General features: G+C 44.8%; 14 protein-coding genes. 7 read left to right on the plus strand and 7 right to left on the minus strand.

Annotation, left to right across the window (positions count from 1 at the left end; translation table 11 throughout):
* Window positions 1–6 precede the first annotated feature (6 nt).
* Window positions 7–432 (plus strand): hypothetical protein, encoded by a 426-nt coding sequence (locus CYQ88_RS05380; protein ID WP_101840328.1) that lies wholly within the window; start codon window positions 7–9, stop codon window positions 430–432.
* 4 nt (window positions 433–436) lie between these two features.
* Here CYQ88_RS05380 and CYQ88_RS05385 read toward each other — a convergent pair whose 3' ends face one another.
* The 5 genes from CYQ88_RS05385 to CYQ88_RS05405 all read right to left on the minus strand — a co-directional run bounded on the left by CYQ88_RS05385 (window position 437) and on the right by CYQ88_RS05405 (window position 6,849).
* Window positions 437–1,138 (minus strand): hypothetical protein, encoded by a 702-nt coding sequence (locus CYQ88_RS05385; RefSeq protein ID WP_101840329.1) that lies wholly within the window; start codon window positions 1,136–1,138, stop codon window positions 437–439.
* A gap of 22 nt (window positions 1,139–1,160) precedes the next feature.
* Window positions 1,161–1,982 carry an exodeoxyribonuclease III gene (xthA, locus tag CYQ88_RS05390; protein ID WP_101840330.1) on the minus strand — a complete coding sequence of 274 codons (822 nt, stop codon included), beginning with the start codon at window positions 1,980–1,982 and terminating at the stop codon, window positions 1,161–1,163.
* A gap of 175 nt (window positions 1,983–2,157) precedes the next feature.
* The gene (locus CYQ88_RS05395) at window positions 2,158–5,076 is read right to left on the minus strand and encodes a nitrate- and nitrite sensing domain-containing protein (protein ID WP_101840331.1); all 2,919 of its coding nucleotides are present in this window, start codon (window positions 5,074–5,076) and stop codon (window positions 2,158–2,160) included.
* 110 nt (window positions 5,077–5,186) lie between these two features.
* Window positions 5,187–5,630 (minus strand): hypothetical protein, encoded by a 444-nt coding sequence (locus CYQ88_RS05400; RefSeq protein WP_101840332.1) that lies wholly within the window; start codon window positions 5,628–5,630, stop codon window positions 5,187–5,189.
* Window positions 5,631–5,658: 28 nt separating this feature from the next.
* Complete coding sequence (locus CYQ88_RS05405; protein WP_101840333.1) at window positions 5,659–6,849, minus strand: NnrS family protein; 1,191 nt, start codon at window positions 6,847–6,849, stop codon at window positions 5,659–5,661.
* A gap of 148 nt (window positions 6,850–6,997) precedes the next feature.
* Between CYQ88_RS05405 and CYQ88_RS05410 the strand changes: the two genes are divergently transcribed.
* Together CYQ88_RS05410 and purU are read left to right on the plus strand one after the other, a co-directional pair.
* Window positions 6,998–7,432, plus strand: a complete 435-nt coding sequence (locus CYQ88_RS05410) for an Rrf2 family transcriptional regulator (protein WP_101840334.1) — start codon at window positions 6,998–7,000, stop codon at window positions 7,430–7,432.
* A 42-nt stretch (window positions 7,433–7,474) separates the two neighbouring features.
* Window positions 7,475–8,332: a formyltetrahydrofolate deformylase gene (purU, locus tag CYQ88_RS05415; protein ID WP_101840335.1), complete on the plus strand. Its 858-nt coding sequence runs from the start codon at window positions 7,475–7,477 to the stop codon at window positions 8,330–8,332.
* On the opposite strand, the gene CYQ88_RS05420 is transcribed toward purU, so the two are convergent.
* Both CYQ88_RS05420 and CYQ88_RS05425 read right to left on the minus strand, forming a co-directional pair.
* A complete protein-coding gene (locus tag CYQ88_RS05420) occupies window positions 8,329–10,509 on the minus strand; it encodes a GNAT family N-acetyltransferase (protein WP_143483766.1) in 2,181 nt (726 codons plus the stop codon). The genes purU and CYQ88_RS05420 overlap by 4 nt on opposite strands.
* Window positions 10,510–10,593: 84 nt before the next feature.
* On the minus strand, window positions 10,594–11,973 hold the full coding sequence (locus tag CYQ88_RS05425; protein WP_101840337.1) for a CAP domain-containing protein: 1,380 nt from the start codon (window positions 11,971–11,973) through the stop codon (window positions 10,594–10,596).
* Between the two features lie 131 nt (window positions 11,974–12,104).
* Between CYQ88_RS05425 and CYQ88_RS05430 the strand changes: the two genes are divergently transcribed.
* From CYQ88_RS05430 to CYQ88_RS05445, 4 genes are all read left to right on the plus strand, one after another.
* Window positions 12,105–12,773: a TetR/AcrR family transcriptional regulator gene (locus CYQ88_RS05430; RefSeq protein ID WP_101840338.1), complete on the plus strand. Its 669-nt coding sequence runs from the start codon at window positions 12,105–12,107 to the stop codon at window positions 12,771–12,773.
* 127 nt (window positions 12,774–12,900) lie between these two features.
* Window positions 12,901–15,417 (plus strand): RND family transporter, encoded by a 2,517-nt coding sequence (locus CYQ88_RS05435; protein ID WP_101840339.1) that lies wholly within the window; start codon window positions 12,901–12,903, stop codon window positions 15,415–15,417.
* 11 nt (window positions 15,418–15,428) lie between these two features.
* Window positions 15,429–16,208 (plus strand): outer membrane lipoprotein-sorting protein, encoded by a 780-nt coding sequence (locus CYQ88_RS05440; RefSeq protein WP_199170165.1) that lies wholly within the window; start codon window positions 15,429–15,431, stop codon window positions 16,206–16,208.
* 3 nt (window positions 16,209–16,211) lie between these two features.
* Complete coding sequence (locus CYQ88_RS05445; protein WP_101840341.1) at window positions 16,212–17,663, plus strand: DUF1302 family protein; 1,452 nt, start codon at window positions 16,212–16,214, stop codon at window positions 17,661–17,663.
* The last annotated feature ends 112 nt before the right edge of the window (window positions 17,664–17,775 follow it).

The raw sequence follows: 17,775 nt of genomic DNA on the forward strand, positions 1-17,775 counted from the left end.
AAGGATGTGTTAAATCAAGACCACTGTCGCCCAGCGAAACTCATCGTCTGTATTTTAGGGAGAGGTGCAGCCCAGTCCATTGTTGAGCAGCTGTTTGATGAGAATATATTGCTGACAGAAACCTTAGTGATTCGAAATCAAAATGCGTTGGTAGCGGAAGAAGCCTGGCAAGAAATGGATATGTTGAAGGTCATTGTTGAGCCACAATTTGCCGATCACGTTTTTGAGTTGATTTACAATTTATCAGCTATCGAATTAGAAGAAGGACACTATATGTATCAGCATAATGTGCCTTGGGTAACGCATTTTGAACTGCCGAAATTGCCGAAAGAAGGTGTTCCCATCAAAGCAATAGAAAGTGGTAAAGTTGAAGTCGAAGGGATGACCTTAGAGCAATTGCAAACATTGCGCATTCGCTCTAAGAAAGGCTAAATGATTAATTAAATTGCTCAGGCGTCAGTCCAGCCGCAATAAAGTCTTTTTTGGCGGCTTCGAACATCGCCCAAGGTCCACATAAATAGATATGGACATTAGTTAAATCAAGGTGATCGGTTAAAACTCGACGGTGAACACCTCTTTCTGCAACACCCTGAATGCCCGATAATACGGGGATATAAGTGACATTCTCATGTTGGTCAGCTAGCTGTTTCATGTCAGCATCTCGATAGAGCTCTTCTTCCGTTTTTGCGCCCCAGTAAAATTCCACTTTAGGCGGGTTGGGTCTTTTCAATAATTCATCCAATAGCGCTCGCATTGGAGCATAGCCGGTTCCCCCTGCAATCAAAATGACCGTTTTGTCTTTTAGTTTCTTAGGAGAGGCCAATTCGTATTGATTGGTGGCGACCGAAACCCATAAAACGGCACCAGTTTCTAAGGCAAATAAATTTTGCATCCATTCAGAATGATCAGTGTCACGTATATGCAGTTCGATCAATTCATCGTCTCGACAGGCAGACGCAATGGAGAAGGGCTTTAGTTCTTCTTTATCCATGCCCATCATTACATATTGACCCCCTTGAAACGCAAAAGAAGAAAAAGGCTTGAGCAGCATCATTAAGGTGTTGTCAGTCAGTTTTTCACTTTGAACTAAAGTCATTTTTTGTAAAGCCGTGCTGGCCATTTCAAATTGTTTTGTCATGGGTCAATTCTCTAAAGGTGTTTTATAAATTAAAATCAGACCAAACCGGCGCATGGTCAGAAGGTTTTTCCATCGCGCGAATGTCATAAGCAACGCCGCTGTCAGTGGTTTTGGCAATTAAAGGTGCGGTAGCTAATACGGTATCAATTCTTAAACCACGTTTCGGGTCATCATTAAATCCTTTTGAGCGATAGTCAAACCAGCTAAAGATACGGTCTTCGGTTGGATGAATAACGCGATAACTATCTTTTAGCCCCCATTCAAGAAGGGTTGACCACCACTCGCGCTCCTCAGGTAGGAAGCTGGTTTTTCCGTCTCTTAACCAGCGCTTACGGTTGGGTTCGCCAATACCAATATCAATATCTTCCGGAGAGATATTAAAGTCGCCAATGACCACCAGGTTTTGGTCTGGGCTACAAGAATCATTTAGGTAGGCCATTAAGTCTTGATAAAAGCGTTCTTTGGCTGGAAATTTAGTTGGATGACTGCGATTTTCTCCCTGAGGAAAATAGCCATTGACCACTCGAATGTCATTACCCGAGGCATCCTTGAAATCACCGATAATCATCCGTTTCTGAGCGTCATCGGTATCATGAGACCAACCATATTGGCAATCAACCAACTCAAGGTCGGCTTTGTACAGTAACGCGACTCCGTAATGCGTTTTTTGCCCCATAAAGACCGCTTTATAGCCCATTTGTTCAATATCGCTGATCGGAAATTCATGATCCTGAACCTTGGTTTCTTGCAAACCAATGATGTCAGGTTGATACTGATCGGTTAAAGCTTGGAGCTGATGAATGCGCATACGCACGCTGTTAACATTAAAAGACACAATTTTCATAAGGAAATTCAATAAGTTTAAGAAATAAAATTAGTCGGGAGTATAGCAGAAACTGTGCTGAGGGCAAGGTGTTGACCCGAATTGGTTCTATAGCGCTTTAGGGGTTAAGCGATAGCGTAGGGCTGTAAGACGTTATCCAGGCAACTCAATTTTTAGTTGCCTGGTGTTGTTAGGGTTAAGTTAGTTTTTTGGTTAAGTTAAAGCGTGATACGGCTTGTTCCATGCGTTGACTGTTTTCTTTTAACGTTTCAGTATTAGCCGAAGTTTCTTCAACCAAGGCCGCATTTTGCTGAGTCGTGCTGTCTATACTGCTAATCGCAATATTGACCTGTCCAATCCCTTTCGATTGGTCGTTTGCGGCTTCCGCTATGCCGGCAACCAGTTGGGTCACGGACTCAATGCCATGATTGATTTCATCCAGTGCCGCACCGGAGGCTTCAACCAGTTCCGAACCTGAGCTGATTTGTTCGGTGGTGTGTCCGATCAAGCGTTTAATGTCGTTCGCCGCATCGGCTGATTTTTGAGCTAAGCTACGAACTTCACCTGCAACAACGGCAAATCCTCGCCCATGATCTCCCGCGCGAGCCGCTTCAACTGCCGCATTCAGTGCTAAGAGGTTAGTTTGGAAAGCAATCGAATCGATCAAGCCAACAATGTCATTGATTTTTTCACTGGCCTCACGGATACCAAACATGGCATCAATGGTTTGCTGCATGACTTTTGATCCGTTTTCCGCCTTGGTTTTTAGAGCCGAAGCCAACTCACTGGCTTCTCCTGCATTTTCAGCGGATTGCTGTACTGAGCTGGTCATTTGTTCCATGCTGGCTGCGGTTTCCTCCAAAGAAGCCGCTTGTTGTTGGGTACGGTCATTTAGGCTTTGAGTGCCGGAATCTACTTCATTTGAGGCTTGGGCTACTTGTTGTGTGGCCTGCTGAATCTCTTGAATGGTGACAGCTAACGCCTGAACCGCCCCATTAACCGCTTGGCGTAAGGTTTCTAGGTCACCGCCAAGGGTGGTTGTTGATTGTGCGGTTAAATCGCCTTGAGCCAAGGCATTGGTGACTTGGTTTATTTCGGTAATCGCACCCTGTAGTTCATCCAGTGAACGATTCATATTATCGGCAAGATTTTTAAAGCTACCTTTCAGATTCAGATTAATGCGCTCATTAAAGTGACCTTGTGATAGCTTGGTCATCACTTCTTCCATGGATTGCATAGCGGTATCCATCGTCGATAAGGTGCCATTGACCGAATTTCGCAGATTTTCAGGAACCCGGTCATCCATGCGCACGCTAAAGTCACCATTGGCTAAGCCGCCCATGACTTCATGTAGCGCTTGCATGGTTTTTTCCACACTGTCTGCGGCATGGTTGACGCCGCGTTTCAAAGTGTCCATATCACCTACTAGCGGATCAGACACTCGGTGGTCAAAATGACCGCGGGCAATTTGATCCATTACTTCGCTGACTGCAAAAATCGATCTTTCCATATTACCAATCATATTATCAAAGGCATTGGCCACCGCGGAGAGTTCATCACCGGTATCTTGGATGCGAACTCGGTCGGCTAAGCGGCCAGATTCAATGATCTCGCTGACCACGCGGTTAATTTGACGTAGGGTTCCAATCACCGTTCTGAAAACTTGATAGCCGATAATAAGAGATAGCATGACCGCTAACACCACTAAGCTAAAGGTCCACCAAAAAACATTTTGCTGCTCAGCCGCTTTTTGCGCCGTTAATTCAGAAATATTCAAATTTAAAATCTGCACAAACGCATTCAATAACGAGATTTTGGCAGTTTGCGCTTGGTACCAGTCGGTCGCGGATTGATTAAAATTACCGCTATAATTCTGCTTTAATGCAATATCTCGATAGGCTTGGGTTTTTTTAAATTCAGCAGAGTGTGTTAAATCATTTAAGGAGTTTGCGAGCGTCTTGGGGGCATAGTCTTGGAAGGTTTTAGCATAACGATCTTGATTACCCATTAATTTTATAAATTTTTCATAAAACCCTGGCGCAAACTGATTGGCGGCAAAGGTATTTGAGAGCACGGCTCTTTCAATGCCTGCCATCTCCTTATACTGCTCCATCGTTTGCATGGCATAGAGCATTTTGGCTTCATCTTTATCTTTGACGTTACGGCTTAGGAGGCTGATGATTTCAATGGAATGGCTATTGAGTTTGCTGTAATTGCCGATCGCTTTTGCTGGATTGATTTGTAACTGGTCAATTTGTGGTCGAGTTTTTTCGACAAGCGCAATTTGCGTCTGTAATGCTTCAATTACGTTCCTTATTTGGTCGGTAACCAATTCAGGAGATTCTGCCAGCGTTTTTTGTAAGGCTTGGTTTTTCTGATCAAAAAGTTGTCTCTGTTTTGCCAATTCATCCTTAAAACTTTTTCCTTTGCTACCCAAATAACCAGCGGATGCCCCACGTTCTTTTTGCGATTCGTGAGTGAGTTCACTAATTAAAGTGACCAGTGGCATTTGTTGATTGGTCAACTCATACTCTGCTTTGTGTTCATAAGCCGTGTAAAGAGACATACCGCCTTGAATAACACCCAACAGTAGAATGGGTAAAAAGGCCATTAAAAATTTATTGGCGACACTGACCTTGAAGTGGGTGAAGAGTGAAAAACGTTCACGTAAAGGCATTTTGGCGGGGACAAGATGACCCCCCTTTAATTTCTTTTTACCAGCAGCTATGTCTTGATAGGCTTGTTCACCTGCTTGGATTTGTTCGGGGGTTGCTGCACGACGAACCGAGATATAGCCGGTAATTTGACCATTTTCAAAGATCGGTGAGGCATTGGCTACTACCCAATAGTGATCACCACTTTTAGCCAGATTTTTAACGGCAGCCTGCCAAGGGTGGCCTTTCGACAGGGTTGACCACATGTCACTAAAAATTTGTGATGGGGAATCAGGATGACGAACAATGCTATGGGGCTGTCCCAGCATTTCTTCTGGGGTTCGACCGGAAATGGTACAAAAGTCTGGGCTGGCAGAAACGATAACGCCGTTTAGATCTGTGCTAGTACTAAGAATAAAACTCTCTGGAATATCTATCTGCTTGCCTGTGACATTCGACATAATGGTCTCCTGAATAGCTATATTGAATCACCTATCGATGATTATAACGACGTTTAGATATAAACCAAGACTTTGTCACTTTCCTTGCTTAATTCACTGAAGTCATCGAGTTATTTTTTGATTTGTGCCACCTTAAATTGGTAACGGGCATGGCAAGCGATACAGTGGGTTTGCAATGTTGCCAGTTGCTGAAGAATAAGGGTGGTATCGCCCATGCCGGAAGCTTCATCGGCAATGTTTTCAAATCCTAAATGCGTTTTGGAGCCTAGCTGGCCAAAGCCCTTGGGTAACTTTGCTTTTAATGCATCAGGTGTATTTTTCATAAGCTTAACGCCAACAGGGCGTGCTGCCGCTTCAATCGCATCAACCTCTTCTGATAAGGCGGCGGCAAGAATTTGTTGACTGGCACCTAAAAAGTTGCGCATTTCCGTTAACAATGCGGTTTTTTCAGCATCGGTGACCCAGATAATCTCGCGATCATCAGTGGATTCTGACCAGGCCTGGGTCGAAATAAAGCATAAAACAAGCATAAAATAGGGTGCTAAGGTTTTCATAAATACCTCCTGAGAGCAAATCGTGCGTTTAAAATAAATTGTGTGGATTTCTCAAACTGGGTTGGCTGAGGACGCGCCAATAGAGCGATAATAACAACCCAAATCCCAGTATCCAACTCCATTGACTCAGTTGTAGCCAAAGGCTCAAAAACTCGGGACTGATTACGGGGAGTAATACCCGAAACATCGCGGCGATAGCCAAACTAATGAAGACCCACTTTAAGCCCTTGGGAGGCTCAAATACATTGCGGTTGGTATGGCCTAAACTGATGCGCGCGACCATCGCTGAGCACAGTAATCCGATGCCGCCAGCGGTCATGGCATGTAGCGCATAGGTCGGGTGGATGATATTGAGTCCCGCAAGACCATAAAGCGCAATCCCGAGTGTCATAAAACCATACGCTAGATGCAAAGGCCATAATAGCGGTGCTTTCCAAATGTTTGGGTGATACCAGTGGTTGCCTCGCAGCGCAAAAACCATTGCGGTTGGCAAGGCGATAGCTGTCATGAGCCAGTGGTTAGGGGCAATGACGGCGCAGATAAGGACGCCAATCAATCCAATCAACGCTAAACGATTGAGCCATCGCGTTTCCGATAGGGGCGACAACTGTAGGGTTCTTTCGGTAAAAAAGGGCAGAGTGCGACCGATCATGGTGAGGTTAATGGCGATAACTAGAAATAATCCCATAATCACGGTATTGGACAAGGTCAGTTGCCAGCCCCAAATTGGAGATGTTTGCCACCCCAATGCTTGAGCGTAAAACAGCATATTGACCAGCAGTAGTAGCGTAAACTTGCTCAACAAGCCTGTCTGTGCCCATAATGACTTTTGCCATACCGGCCAGGCAAATAACGCCACCAATAACAAATTAAACCCCAAATCAAACAATGCGATCCACGCGATTGGCAATGAAAATAATAACCCTAAACGCGCCAAACACCAGAACAGAAAGGCCATCGCCAACGGCCAGCCAGAAGCGCTATTCATGCCGCTCCAATTCATAACTGCTGTCAGTAAAAACCCTGTGACCGTCGCCAGAGCATAGCCAAATACCATTTCATGACCATGCCAGTGAATCGCTTCAATATTTGAAAATGCGCCACTAAAGCTAGGAGATTGAAACCACCAAGTCAGCATGGCGATAACCGCAAAGGTGACAGCACCTAAGAAAAAAGGGCGGAAGGCGCGTTCAAAAAAATAGCCAGTCTTGATCGTCATTTAGGTCTCGATTAAAAGATAATAATAAAAGATTCATTTAATATGAATGTTTAAAGGTGCATCTTATTTGAATCTTTTGTGGCTTGTCAACTATAATTGCTTAAAGAACAGACCTTGCCTGAATCGAATCACACTATGAGCGACCATTATGCAATTGACCAAACAAACTGACTATGCCTTTCGTGTGCTCATGGCCTTGGCCGCAACGCCCAGCCCGCAATTACTACAGATTCAAAAGATTGTTGACCGCTTTCAAATTTCAAAAAGTCATGTCACCAAGATTGTGCAAAAACTGGTTCATCATGGCTATGTTGAAGCGGTGCGTGGCCAAAAAGGCGGGGTAAGATTGGCAAAGCCGCTTCACCAAATTCAGTTGCGTGAAATTGTTGAATTAATGGAAAACAATCTTGAAGCGGTCAATTGTAATGAGCCCATTTGTTTTATTCGCAGTCATTGCCAATTAAAAAAACACTTGCAACAGGCCACTCAACAATACCTGCAATATTTAGAAGGGGTGACTTTGGCAGACATTATGTCACCAACCCTCAGTCAAGAATTTGGTAAGATAACGACCTTAAATTAATTGTGCCAGTTTGTGAGGCATCCTAATATTGAGAAGTCTGTTATGAGTCGTGTATTTCGCCTGATTATTTCTTGCCCTGATCAAGTGGGGATTGTGGCCAAAGTTGCCGGATTCATCGCCTCTGAAGGCGGTTCCATTGTTGAAGCCAATCATCATACCGATGCCATTAATCAATGGTTTTTTATGCGCCATGAAATCTTGGCTTCCTCGCTAAAAAGTGATTTGGAAGGGTTTAAACAGAAGTTTGCCCCGATTGCCGAACAATTCGATATGGATTGGCAAGTCACCGACTCGGGTCAAAAGAAAAAAATCGCGCTGTTTGCCTCCAAAGAATCCCACTGCTTAGCCGACTTACTGTATCGCTGGCATGAAGAAGATCTGCCAGGCGAAGTGGCTTGTGTGATTGCCAATCACGATGATTTACGACGCATGGTCGAATGGTATGACATTCCGTTTCATCACATTCCGGTTACGCCTGATACCAAGCTGGACGCCTTTGCTGAAGCCCAAGCTCAAGTTGAACAGTATGGCATTGATGTGATTGTTTTAGCGCGCTATATGCAAATTCTACCACCCAAAATGTGTGTCGATTATGCGGGCAAGGTGATTAATATCCATCACAGTTTTTTACCGTCTTTTGTCGGTGCTAAACCGTACCATCAAGCCTATGAACGCGGGGTCAAATTGATTGGTGCCACCTGTCATTATGTAACCGAAGCCCTAGATGCCGGCCCGATTATTGAGCAAGACGTGATTCGCGTTAGCCATTCACATACGATTGAAGATATGCGCCGTTTGGGTAGAGATGTTGAAAAAACCGTGCTATCGCGTGGCCTTCGTTATCATCTAGAAGATCGAGTGTTGATTCATGGCAATAAAACCGTGGTATTTGGTAACTAGTCAGCGGCTGTTTGCATTTCCAATAACGCGGCTTTGAATTGCGATTCCAATGCCTTACGAGGCATTGGCAGATTTGACCAAGGGTGGTTTTGTAACACCTTTTGACACCAAAAATCGCCCAGGCCTGGGTGTTTTAAACAACTTGGATTTGATAACGTCCATTCCCGCAACCGCCATGAAATCGCCTCAAAAGGTTGCCCTGCCAAGTAATTCTCTGGAAAGGACTCTGTTTGCGGCAAAAACGGTTGCAATAGCATTAGTAGTTCATAAACCAGTTCAAAATCGAGTTGCTGGAATCCATCCGTTAATTGCCAAACAAACTGGCGTGCAAACCCGCATTGTTGTGTGAGGGCGTTTGCGGATGTAGACAAAGGCGCAATCATCGCCACGCTGTGAAAGCCGCTGGCTTTGTCTTTTTGACCCCCTAAATGTACCGGCACAAACCCCGCCTTCCCCCAAAATTTAACCAGGCCTGGGCTGGCTCCAAAGCTGGTGGTAAAAGCATCCAACTTCGTTTCGTTTTGCAAAGCGGACATAAAATGCGTTAACAGTTGGCTCCCCATTCCTTGGTTTTGCCATTCAGCGTCAATGGCAAGCCTCTGGATACGTAAGGTTTTTAAGCTGAGCCATTGGGCTTGGTGACTGTTCTTCGCCATCAGTTGTGGAAACAAATGACCTTGTTGTCGTTGCTGAGCGCTAGATACCGGTAAATTCCCTTCATGGAGGGCGCGCAATACGCCAATGAGATCATTATCCGTTTTGGCAACCCAAAGCTGTTGGTTGGGCACTTCAAGCAATTGCATCAAGTCATTAGGGCGGGTTTGATAATGTGCTTGGCTCAGTAGTTGGAATAGGCTGTAAAGATAAGCATGCCCATCTGGTTTATCTAAAATCGCCATGGGGGTGATTGGATAAAACTGAGGGGCGGCAGAGGCCATATTGGGCGTTTTGAGGTCAGTTGAAGGTTGTGCAGAACCATTTTGAAAGCCCAGTAATTGGTTTAGGGTGTCTTCTAAAGGGTCTTGTGCGTTCCAGCGAATCGGTTGTGTCAGAGTGATGGATTTCCAATCAGGGAAATGTTGCTGCAGGTATTCACTGAGTTTTAAAGTGAACCCGCGTCCAGAGCCTTCATAGCCTTGTTGGGTGGTTGAAAGTAGGACACGAGAATGTTTGTGTAGTAAGGCCTGTATCATCGGTAAAGGTAAATGCGCAGCTTCATCAACCATCAATACATCGGTTGCTAAAGGGGTTTGGGAAGCTAATAGCGCATCGGGTGCTTGAAACTGCACCGTTAACCGCTGGCCGTTTAAACTAAAAACAGCCAGGCCCGTCGTGCCCTTTAGGTATGGGCGTTTTTCTACGAATGTCAGTCCTTTTGTTGACCATGAATTATTGGGGATTTTCAAGCTTGCTTCCATGGCAACAATAGCGTTTTCCAATTGTGGGCGTCTTGCCGCGGTCAGGGTGATATGCTGTTTCCCTTCTGTCAGCAATGTTAAGCACGCCAACCCTAAGGTATAAGACTTACCTCGACCACGATCTGCTGTTAATACCAATGGCCGTTTTCGATGACCAAATGCCAGGTGATGAATGGCTTTAATTGCTTGTTGTTGGTCGTTAGTCGGTAGGGGTGTTTTCGACGGTGTCGTTGTGTCAACCCAATGGCTTAAATCCGGCAGATCGGTTTCTGGAAATAGCCAAAGCGCACGGTTTTGCAAGTTATCCCATAAGTAGCTTTGGAAGCCTTTTAAGGACTCATCAAGTGATAAGGGCGCATTTAAATAGGGGCGTACAGCCGGATTCGGTTGAGATAAAAATGCCGCTTTCGGCGGTAAACAAATATAACAACAGCCCCCCGCGCGAATCATGCCGATGATGATGGCTAGAGCATCGGCATCAAACCCCAGTTCAGCATCAAAAATCGCAAAGTCAGTTTCTTGTCCAAGTTGATGTTTGAGAGACTTGACCCCGATGGAACTTGCTTGCGGCAGCTTGGATAGCCAAGAATCCGTATTGGGTTCACCGACAATCAATCCCTGTTGGCCAGTGGGAATTAAATCTTGCAGTTGTTGCCAGCGCCAGGACGCATCTCCACACACCACTACACACGCTCGATGATAATGGCGTTGAAGTTGTTGGTGCAGTTGGGCAGACCAGTTTTGGGTATTGAGCGTCAAGGGTGTCGGCTTGTTTTGTCTGAATAAGAATGAATAACAATGTATTAGAAATTTAGCACAAAGGTCGAGTTCTGTCTAATGGATCTAACGCTGGTTGACCTGAAAGTGAACCCAGGTGTCGGTTGGTTGGTAATAAACCGAAAACCGCTCGCCGTGATTGGCTGAAACCAATTGCACTTGCAACGTCTCGCCATCCACAAAGTGGGTTTTAAGCTGCAACCCCCTTGGCGTTCGGGTTTTAATACTGGCTTGTGGTTCGCCCTGACAGCCTGCTGGCGCAAAATACAAAGTGCGGGTTTGACCTGGCGAAATTGAAACAGACACGGATTTGGGTGAGGTGGACGGAATAATCACCAGGCCTGGTTGTTTTGGGGTGTGAAACTGCCAGTGCAAATGATGGCGCTGACCACCTTCTTGCCAATCCATTTCTGCTTGATAGGTTTGATTCCAATGTAGCCGATGTTTGGGAAACAAAGCAATCCATTCTGGTTTCGAATTTTGAAGGTGCGGATAGCGATCATTCGGATCCGTTAGATTGGTCAAAATGGCCTCCGCTGTCACGGCGCGTTTTCCGGAATCACTAAGCTGATAAAGCTTAAAACTGTTGTTAATAAACTGAATACGCCCTTTATAAATGGGATTGATTTGCACATGCACCGGATAACCGGAAACATTGCAATTGGGGAGCGGGTCGGGCTCTTCTTCATAAAAGACCGGGGCAACCTCCGCATGGTTTGCTGGCCAATGAATTAATTTAGGTGCGGCCATGGCCGGCACATTAAGCGCCATTTGATAGGCTTTTTGGCTGACTCTGATTCCCGACTGACAAAGATCTTGATAATAATAACGACCGAGTTTTGCCGCTTGGGGCGATTGGCACAGTTGATTCAAGTCGGCATTGCCCGTTTGCGCAACCAAAGCCGTTTTGACTTTGCCATGTTGATCATCCGCTATACCCAGACCGATTTGGGTGTGGGTAAAGTTTAACAGCGTTAAGCGATGATAAATGGCCGACATTAAGTCGCCAATTAACAAATCGGCAGATGGTTTGTTGTAGGCAATGACCTCTCGAACAGGACTGTGGTAGCCGCTGGAAAACGCCCGTTGTTTGGGTGTTTCGCCGCTAAAATTGGCCAGGCCTGGTTGTTGTTGGTGGCTTTGTTGGTCATTTTGCACGCTATACAAGGCATGTTGGCGAGCCGTATTCGATAAGATTGGGTTCGGTGCAAATGGCGGTAAATTTAGCGATTGGCGCAATTGGTTGATCAACTGTATAGCGTGTTGCTCTTGGCGCTGGATTTCAGTTTCAGACCAAACGGTTGGAGAGGTCTCGGTATTTTGAGTTGGCGCACTCTTAACCGAGCTGAGATTACTTGGCGGGGTTAAAAGTTGCTCTAATCCACTGCTGTAAAACCAGATCAAAATCGCCGAGAACAAGGCTGCGACTAATATTTTTAGCGTCATCAAAAAAAGATCACTCTATCATTCATTTCGATTCAATTCTCATTACACTGAGGATACGATATTGCCATAAATACGGCAAGCTTTGTCGGCAGTGAAATCGGATTCGGTTTGAAAAGTCGGGTTGGGGTGGTATGATTTTAGCCAATGTAACTGATTGGTTATTTAACCGAGCCAATAAAAAAGAGGACAAACCTTTGTTGATCCCCAAAAATAAGACGGCCTTAAAAATTTTAGAGACGGCAACCGAATTGTTCGCAGAACAGGGGTTTGATGGTGCCAAAATGGATGATTTGTGTGCCCGAAGTGGTGCCAATAAAGCCAGTATTTATTATCACTTTAAAGACAAAGCCAATCTATATGAAGTGGTATTAACACGCTTATTTCAAACGATTGTGGATCAAGTCATCGTAGCGGTGGATGCAGAGAAAGACCTGGTTGCTAAACTGGATGCATTGATCGAAACCTTTGCCAAAGCCACCTATCAAAACAAACAAATGCCTGCTGCGCTGATGCGTGAAATTGCATCAGGTGGCACCCACATGCCCGTTCCTGCGAGAGCACAAATGCAGCGACTGCTACACTGTTTGAAGCAAATCCTGGATGCCGGAGAACAGGCTGCGTTATTTCATTCGGCTAATCCGCTCACCATTCATTTTATGATTATTGGCAGTATCTGCTTTTTCAATACCAGCGAACCGATGCGCCGCAGCATCGATTCTGACATTCAAGTTGACCCGAGTTTAGACCAAGCCATTGTCGAAATTTCGACGCTTGTACGAAACGCCTTGTTAAAAGCCTAATATATTGTCGTAAAACGCGGTTCTTTGCGCTGCGCTTTTTGCAGTTTAAAAAAATCGTAAAAATCGTTATTGCTTAAATATAACTAAATAGTTAAACTATTTGGTTATATTTTGGAGAAAACTAAAAATGATTAAACGCGTGAATCTTTACACTGAAAAACAATTGGGTCGTTTTGGGGTTTTATTGGCGAAATACCCAAAGCTGTTTGTGGTGCTTTCTTTATTAATGGTGGCGATTTCTGCATCGCACCTACCGCAAATGAAAGTGGATACCTCAACAGAAGGTTTCTTGCATGCATCTGATCCTGCTCGCATTGCTTATGATGCGTTTCGTAATCAATTTGGTCGGGATGAGAAGATTGTGGTAGCCATTGAAACCGATGACATTTTTCAGCTTGATCATCTGACCCAGCTGCGTGATTTGCATCATGCGTTGGAAACACAAGTTCCGCATTTGTTTGAAATCACCTCTCTTATTAATGCGCGCCAAACCCAAGGGCAGGGTGATCGATTGGTGGTGGACGATTTAATGGCAGAGTGGCCACAAACGCAACATGAGGCTAATGTCATTAAACAACAGGCATTAGCTAATCCGTTGTATCAAAACTTATTAGTGAACCCATCCGGAAATTTCACGGTGCTGGTTCTGGAATCGAATACCTATACCTCAAAGGGTGATGAAAGCAATACTCAAAAAGTCAGTGACACCGAGCCGATGTCAACCGAGAATTTGGATTTAGAAGATGCCTTTGCAGGCTTTGATGAAGCGGTTCCTAACGTGAACGGTGCGCCAACCAGCACACAAAACAAACCTGACTTTATCAGCGATAAAGAAAACAGTGAAATGGTGCTTGCGGTGGCAGACATCGTTAAGCAATACGAAACAGACGATTTTAAAATCTATGTAGCGGGTTCGCCGTCGGTTACTGCTTTTTTGAAAAGTTCAATTATGGGCGATATGCAAAAATTTATTGTAATGATTTTGAGTGCTATCGCCTTAATCCTTGCCTTGTTATTTAGACGGGTCTCCGGTGTGGTCTTACCGCTATTTAGTGTGTTTTTAGCGGTGCTGGGTACGCTAGGCTTAATGGCTTGGAGTGGTACGCCGATTAAAGTCATGACTCAGGTAATGCCCTCGTTTTTATTGGCCGTCGGTATCGGTGCCGCCATCCATATTTTAGCGATATTTTATAAACACTTTGATGTCTACGGTAATAAAAAAGCCGCCATTGTCCATACGCTGGAACATTCCGGTTTAGCAGTTATTATGACTTCATTAACCACCGCCGCAGGGATGGCTTCGTTTGCGCCATCTTCGGTTGCACCAGCATCCGACTTAGGGATTTTCTCAGCATTGGGGGTGATGATTGCGCTGGTCTTTACCTTGGTGTTATTGCCGGCATTGATTTTGGCCTTGCCGATTCGGCGTAAAGTAGTGGCTGAACACAAGGAGCATCACGACCGATTGGATCAATTTTTAAAATGGGTGGCCAATTTTTCACAAGATCATGCCAAGTCGATTGTGGTAGTGTCACTGTTGATTATGCTGACCAGTATTGGTTTGGCTTCCAAGGTCAGCTATTCACATAATCCACTGATTTGGTTCCCAGAAAATCACCCAACGCGTGTGGCAACAGAGACGATTGATGATCGAATGCAAGGTTCTATCTCGCTGGAATTGTTACTGGATACCCATCAACAAAATGGTCTATACAATTTAGCCGTTTTAAAAGCGATTGAAGCCTCTGTGAACGATTTACAAACCCTTCAAACCGATCATGCTTCCGTTGGAAAAGCCTTGAGTTTAGTGGACGTGCTAAAAGAAATTCACCAGGCCCTAAATGAAAATCGACCAGAATATTATCGCTTGGCGGAAAACGAAAAACTGATTCCGCAAGAAATCCTGTTGTTTGAAAACTCTGGGTCGGATGATTTGCAGGATTTCGTTGATTCCCAATTTTCATTAGCCAGAATAACGGTGAAAACGCCTTGGGTGGATGCCTTTGCTTATGATGCTTTGTTGCAACAAGTGTCTGAAACGCTAAAACAGCATTTGCCCGCAGACATTACTGTGACCGCAACGGGCATGATTCCACTCTTAGCAAAAACGTCTTCTGCGGCGGTGACCAGTTCGGGAGAAAGCTATGTGATTGCATTTGTGGTAATTGCCGCCATGCTGATGTTATTGCTATCGAGCGTGAAACTGGGGTTATTGGCAATGATTCCCAACTTGCTGCCCGTGTTATTTATTCTAGCGGTGATGGTGGTATTTGGCCTGCCTCTGGATTTATTTACCATGTTGATTGGTGCCATCGTTATCGGGATTGCCGTGGATGATATCGTGCATTTTATGCACAACTTCCGGCGTTATCATTTGCAGGGCTACTCCAATCGTCAGAGCGTCGAAATGACCTTAACCTCTAGCGGGCGCGCAATGATGATTACCACCCTGGTATTGTTTATCGGCTTTATGTTGTATTTGTTTGCCAGTATGTCGAATCTGTTTTTATTCGGTCTGTTAACAGCCATTGCCTTTGCCGTTGCCTTGATTGCCGTTTTCCTATTGGCTCCGGCATTGATGGCACTAACCTGCCCTGAAACCCCCACTTCACAAACGCTAGAGAGTAATGGAGAGAAAGCCTAATGAAAACCCTAATGAAAACGAGTTTAGTCATGCTATTGGCTATTTATGGTAGCCTGGCATTTGCATTAACCGCTGATCAAATTGCACACAAGGTCGATCAACGTGATGATGGTGACAAAGGCACGGCTGAAATGGAAATGATCCTGATTGACCAACAAGGCCAAAAACGTACTCGGCAGATGCAAAAATTTGAAATGGATGTGGGTGAAGATACCCATAGTGCCATTTTCTTTACTGCACCCGCCGATGTTCGCAACAGTGCATTTTTAACCTACGATTATGCCGACTCAGAAAAAGACGATGACCAATGGCTGTATTTGCCGGAATTACGCAAAACCAAACGCATTGTCAGCAGCGATAAAAGCAACTCCTTTATGGGATCAGATTTTACCTATGCGGATATGACCCAAAGAGATATTGCCGATTACCAATATCGAATCGCCAAAGAGTCAGAGGTTCGCGGGCAACCCGTGTGGATTATGGAAGCTGTTCCCAAACATCAAAGAACCATTGACGAAACTGGCTATCAAAAGTCCTATATGTTTGTGCGCAAAGATAACTTTGTAGTGGTCAGAGCCATTCATTTTCAAACCGATGGCAAAATTAAATATATGGACATCAAAAAACTGGAGCAGATTGATGGGATTTGGGTTGGCACCGAGATTAGTATGGCCACCACCAAAAATAAAGTGACCTTACATCAAACTCTTTTACGCTTTCAAAATGTGCTATTTAATCAAGCGTTTGGTGATGAAATGTTCACCGTGCGTCGTATTGAAAAAGGCTTATAACCCATGAAGTTTGCGTTAAAGGGCGCTAGCGTGCTATTGATTGGTCAGCTACTAATCGCTCCAATCTATGCTCAGGCTGCTCAAACGGCCGATAACGACCTCGAAAATGCGCTGGGCGGATTTGACAACAGTCATGTCGAACCAGAGATGAATGAACTCGATCAAGCATTAGGCGGATTTGATGCGTTAGCGACACAAAGAGCATCCACTCAAGGTTTAAAGGATGCACCCGCCGCATCAAATGATTGGCTCGTGACTGGAGAGCTATTGTTTTCAACTCAACTGGCTTATGCGCATAAAGCCCCTAACGCCAATGAAATGGATTTTAGTGGCCTCAACCAAGCGCGACTTCAAGGTAAGCTAGCCGTAGAAAAAGACTGGGACACTTGGCAGGCTAAAATGACGCTGCAAGGCTTTTATGATCCAATTTATACCCTTAAAGGCAGAGATGATTATTCTAAAGATCAACTCGATAGGTATGAGTCTGAAATCGAATTGTTTGATACCTATCTGCAAGGTCAACTTTCTGACCAGATAGACCTTAAAGTCGGTCGCCAAATTGAAGTTTGGGGGACGTCTGACAATATTCGTATTACCGACGTCATCAATCCATTAGATAATCGCCAACCCGGCCTAACCGATATTGAAAACCTGCGATTGCCGGTGACCATGACCAAACTCAGTTATTTTTGGGGGGATTGGGATTTTTCGCTATTAGCCATGCATGAGCAGCGCCCTCCCAAAGAAGCCGCTATTCAGGGGGAGTTTTTTCCAATACAAAACCTGCAACTGCCCACGGCGCAATCCTATCCGGGTATCTCAACGGAATCCAGTTGGCAAACCACATTCGGTGCAGCAGTGGAAGGGCGGTTCAGTGGCTGGGATTTATCACTCTACGCCGCCGAAGTGCAAGACAGTCGTTGGCACTTTACCGATAACAAACAACAGCGCGAATACGGCAATATTCAAATGACCGGATTCGCAACCAATGTAGTGGTGCAAGACTGGTTGCTCAAAACCGAAATGGCGCTGATTCAAAACTTGCAATACAACACCGTGAGTCAACGAAAAAACCGAATTGATGCCCTAATCGGGTTTGAATATTTAAGCATTCCCGATTGGAGTTTTTCACTGGAAATTGCCGACCGTTGGATTCAAGACTATGACTCCGCCATGCAGACGTTTCCCGATATGGTCAAACAGCATAACTGGCAAACGGCGTTTCGTGCGTCGCGCGATTTTAATCATGACCTAGCCAAACTCACCTACTTAATAACGCTGTTTGGCAATGAAGGACAAGAAGGTGGGTTCCACCGAATTTGGCTAGACTATGACCTAACCGATGCCCATAAAATCAGCGTCGGCGCCATTGACTATTTAGGCGGAGATCATTTGATGTGGGATTTAATCAAAAACAATGACCGCCTATTCGCCGAAATCAGCTTTCAAATGTAAGAACAGGTAGTACGCTACACTTTAAAACGGCATTAACATCACAACTAGTGCTTTTTGCATGATCGCCATTTAACTCTTCATATTGGATGAGGCTTTAACTAGCATAAATCTA

This window comes from Hydrogenovibrio sp. SC-1, assembly GCF_002848135.1.
GTDB lineage: Bacteria > Pseudomonadota > Gammaproteobacteria > Thiomicrospirales > Thiomicrospiraceae > Hydrogenovibrio.

Excerpts from the sequence above, each read along its gene's own strand:
- CYQ88_RS05410 (WP_101840334.1), top strand. The coding sequence starts at position 6,998 with ATGCAATTGACCAAACAAACTGACTATGCCTTTCGTGTGCTCATGGCC.
- CYQ88_RS05435 (WP_101840339.1), top strand. The coding sequence starts at position 12,901 with ATGATTAAACGCGTGAATCTTTACACTGAAAAACAATTGGGTCGTTTT.
- xthA (WP_101840330.1), bottom strand. The coding sequence starts at position 1,982 with ATGAAAATTGTGTCTTTTAATGTTAACAGCGTGCGTATGCGCATTCAT.
- CYQ88_RS05385 (WP_101840329.1), bottom strand. The coding sequence starts at position 1,138 with ATGACAAAACAATTTGAAATGGCCAGCACGGCTTTACAAAAAATGACT.
- purU (WP_101840335.1), top strand. The coding sequence starts at position 7,475 with ATGAGTCGTGTATTTCGCCTGATTATTTCTTGCCCTGATCAAGTGGGG.
- CYQ88_RS05400 (WP_101840332.1), bottom strand. The coding sequence starts at position 5,630 with ATGAAAACCTTAGCACCCTATTTTATGCTTGTTTTATGCTTTATTTCG.
- CYQ88_RS05445 (WP_101840341.1), top strand. The coding sequence starts at position 16,212 with ATGAAGTTTGCGTTAAAGGGCGCTAGCGTGCTATTGATTGGTCAGCTA.
- CYQ88_RS05425 (WP_101840337.1), bottom strand. The coding sequence starts at position 11,973 with ATGACGCTAAAAATATTAGTCGCAGCCTTGTTCTCGGCGATTTTGATC.
- CYQ88_RS05395 (WP_101840331.1), bottom strand. The coding sequence starts at position 5,076 with ATGTCGAATGTCACAGGCAAGCAGATAGATATTCCAGAGAGTTTTATT.
- CYQ88_RS05430 (WP_101840338.1), top strand. The coding sequence starts at position 12,105 with ATGATTTTAGCCAATGTAACTGATTGGTTATTTAACCGAGCCAATAAA.
- CYQ88_RS05405 (WP_101840333.1), bottom strand. The coding sequence starts at position 6,849 with ATGACGATCAAGACTGGCTATTTTTTTGAACGCGCCTTCCGCCCTTTT.
- CYQ88_RS05440 (WP_199170165.1), top strand. The coding sequence starts at position 15,429 with ATGAAAACGAGTTTAGTCATGCTATTGGCTATTTATGGTAGCCTGGCA.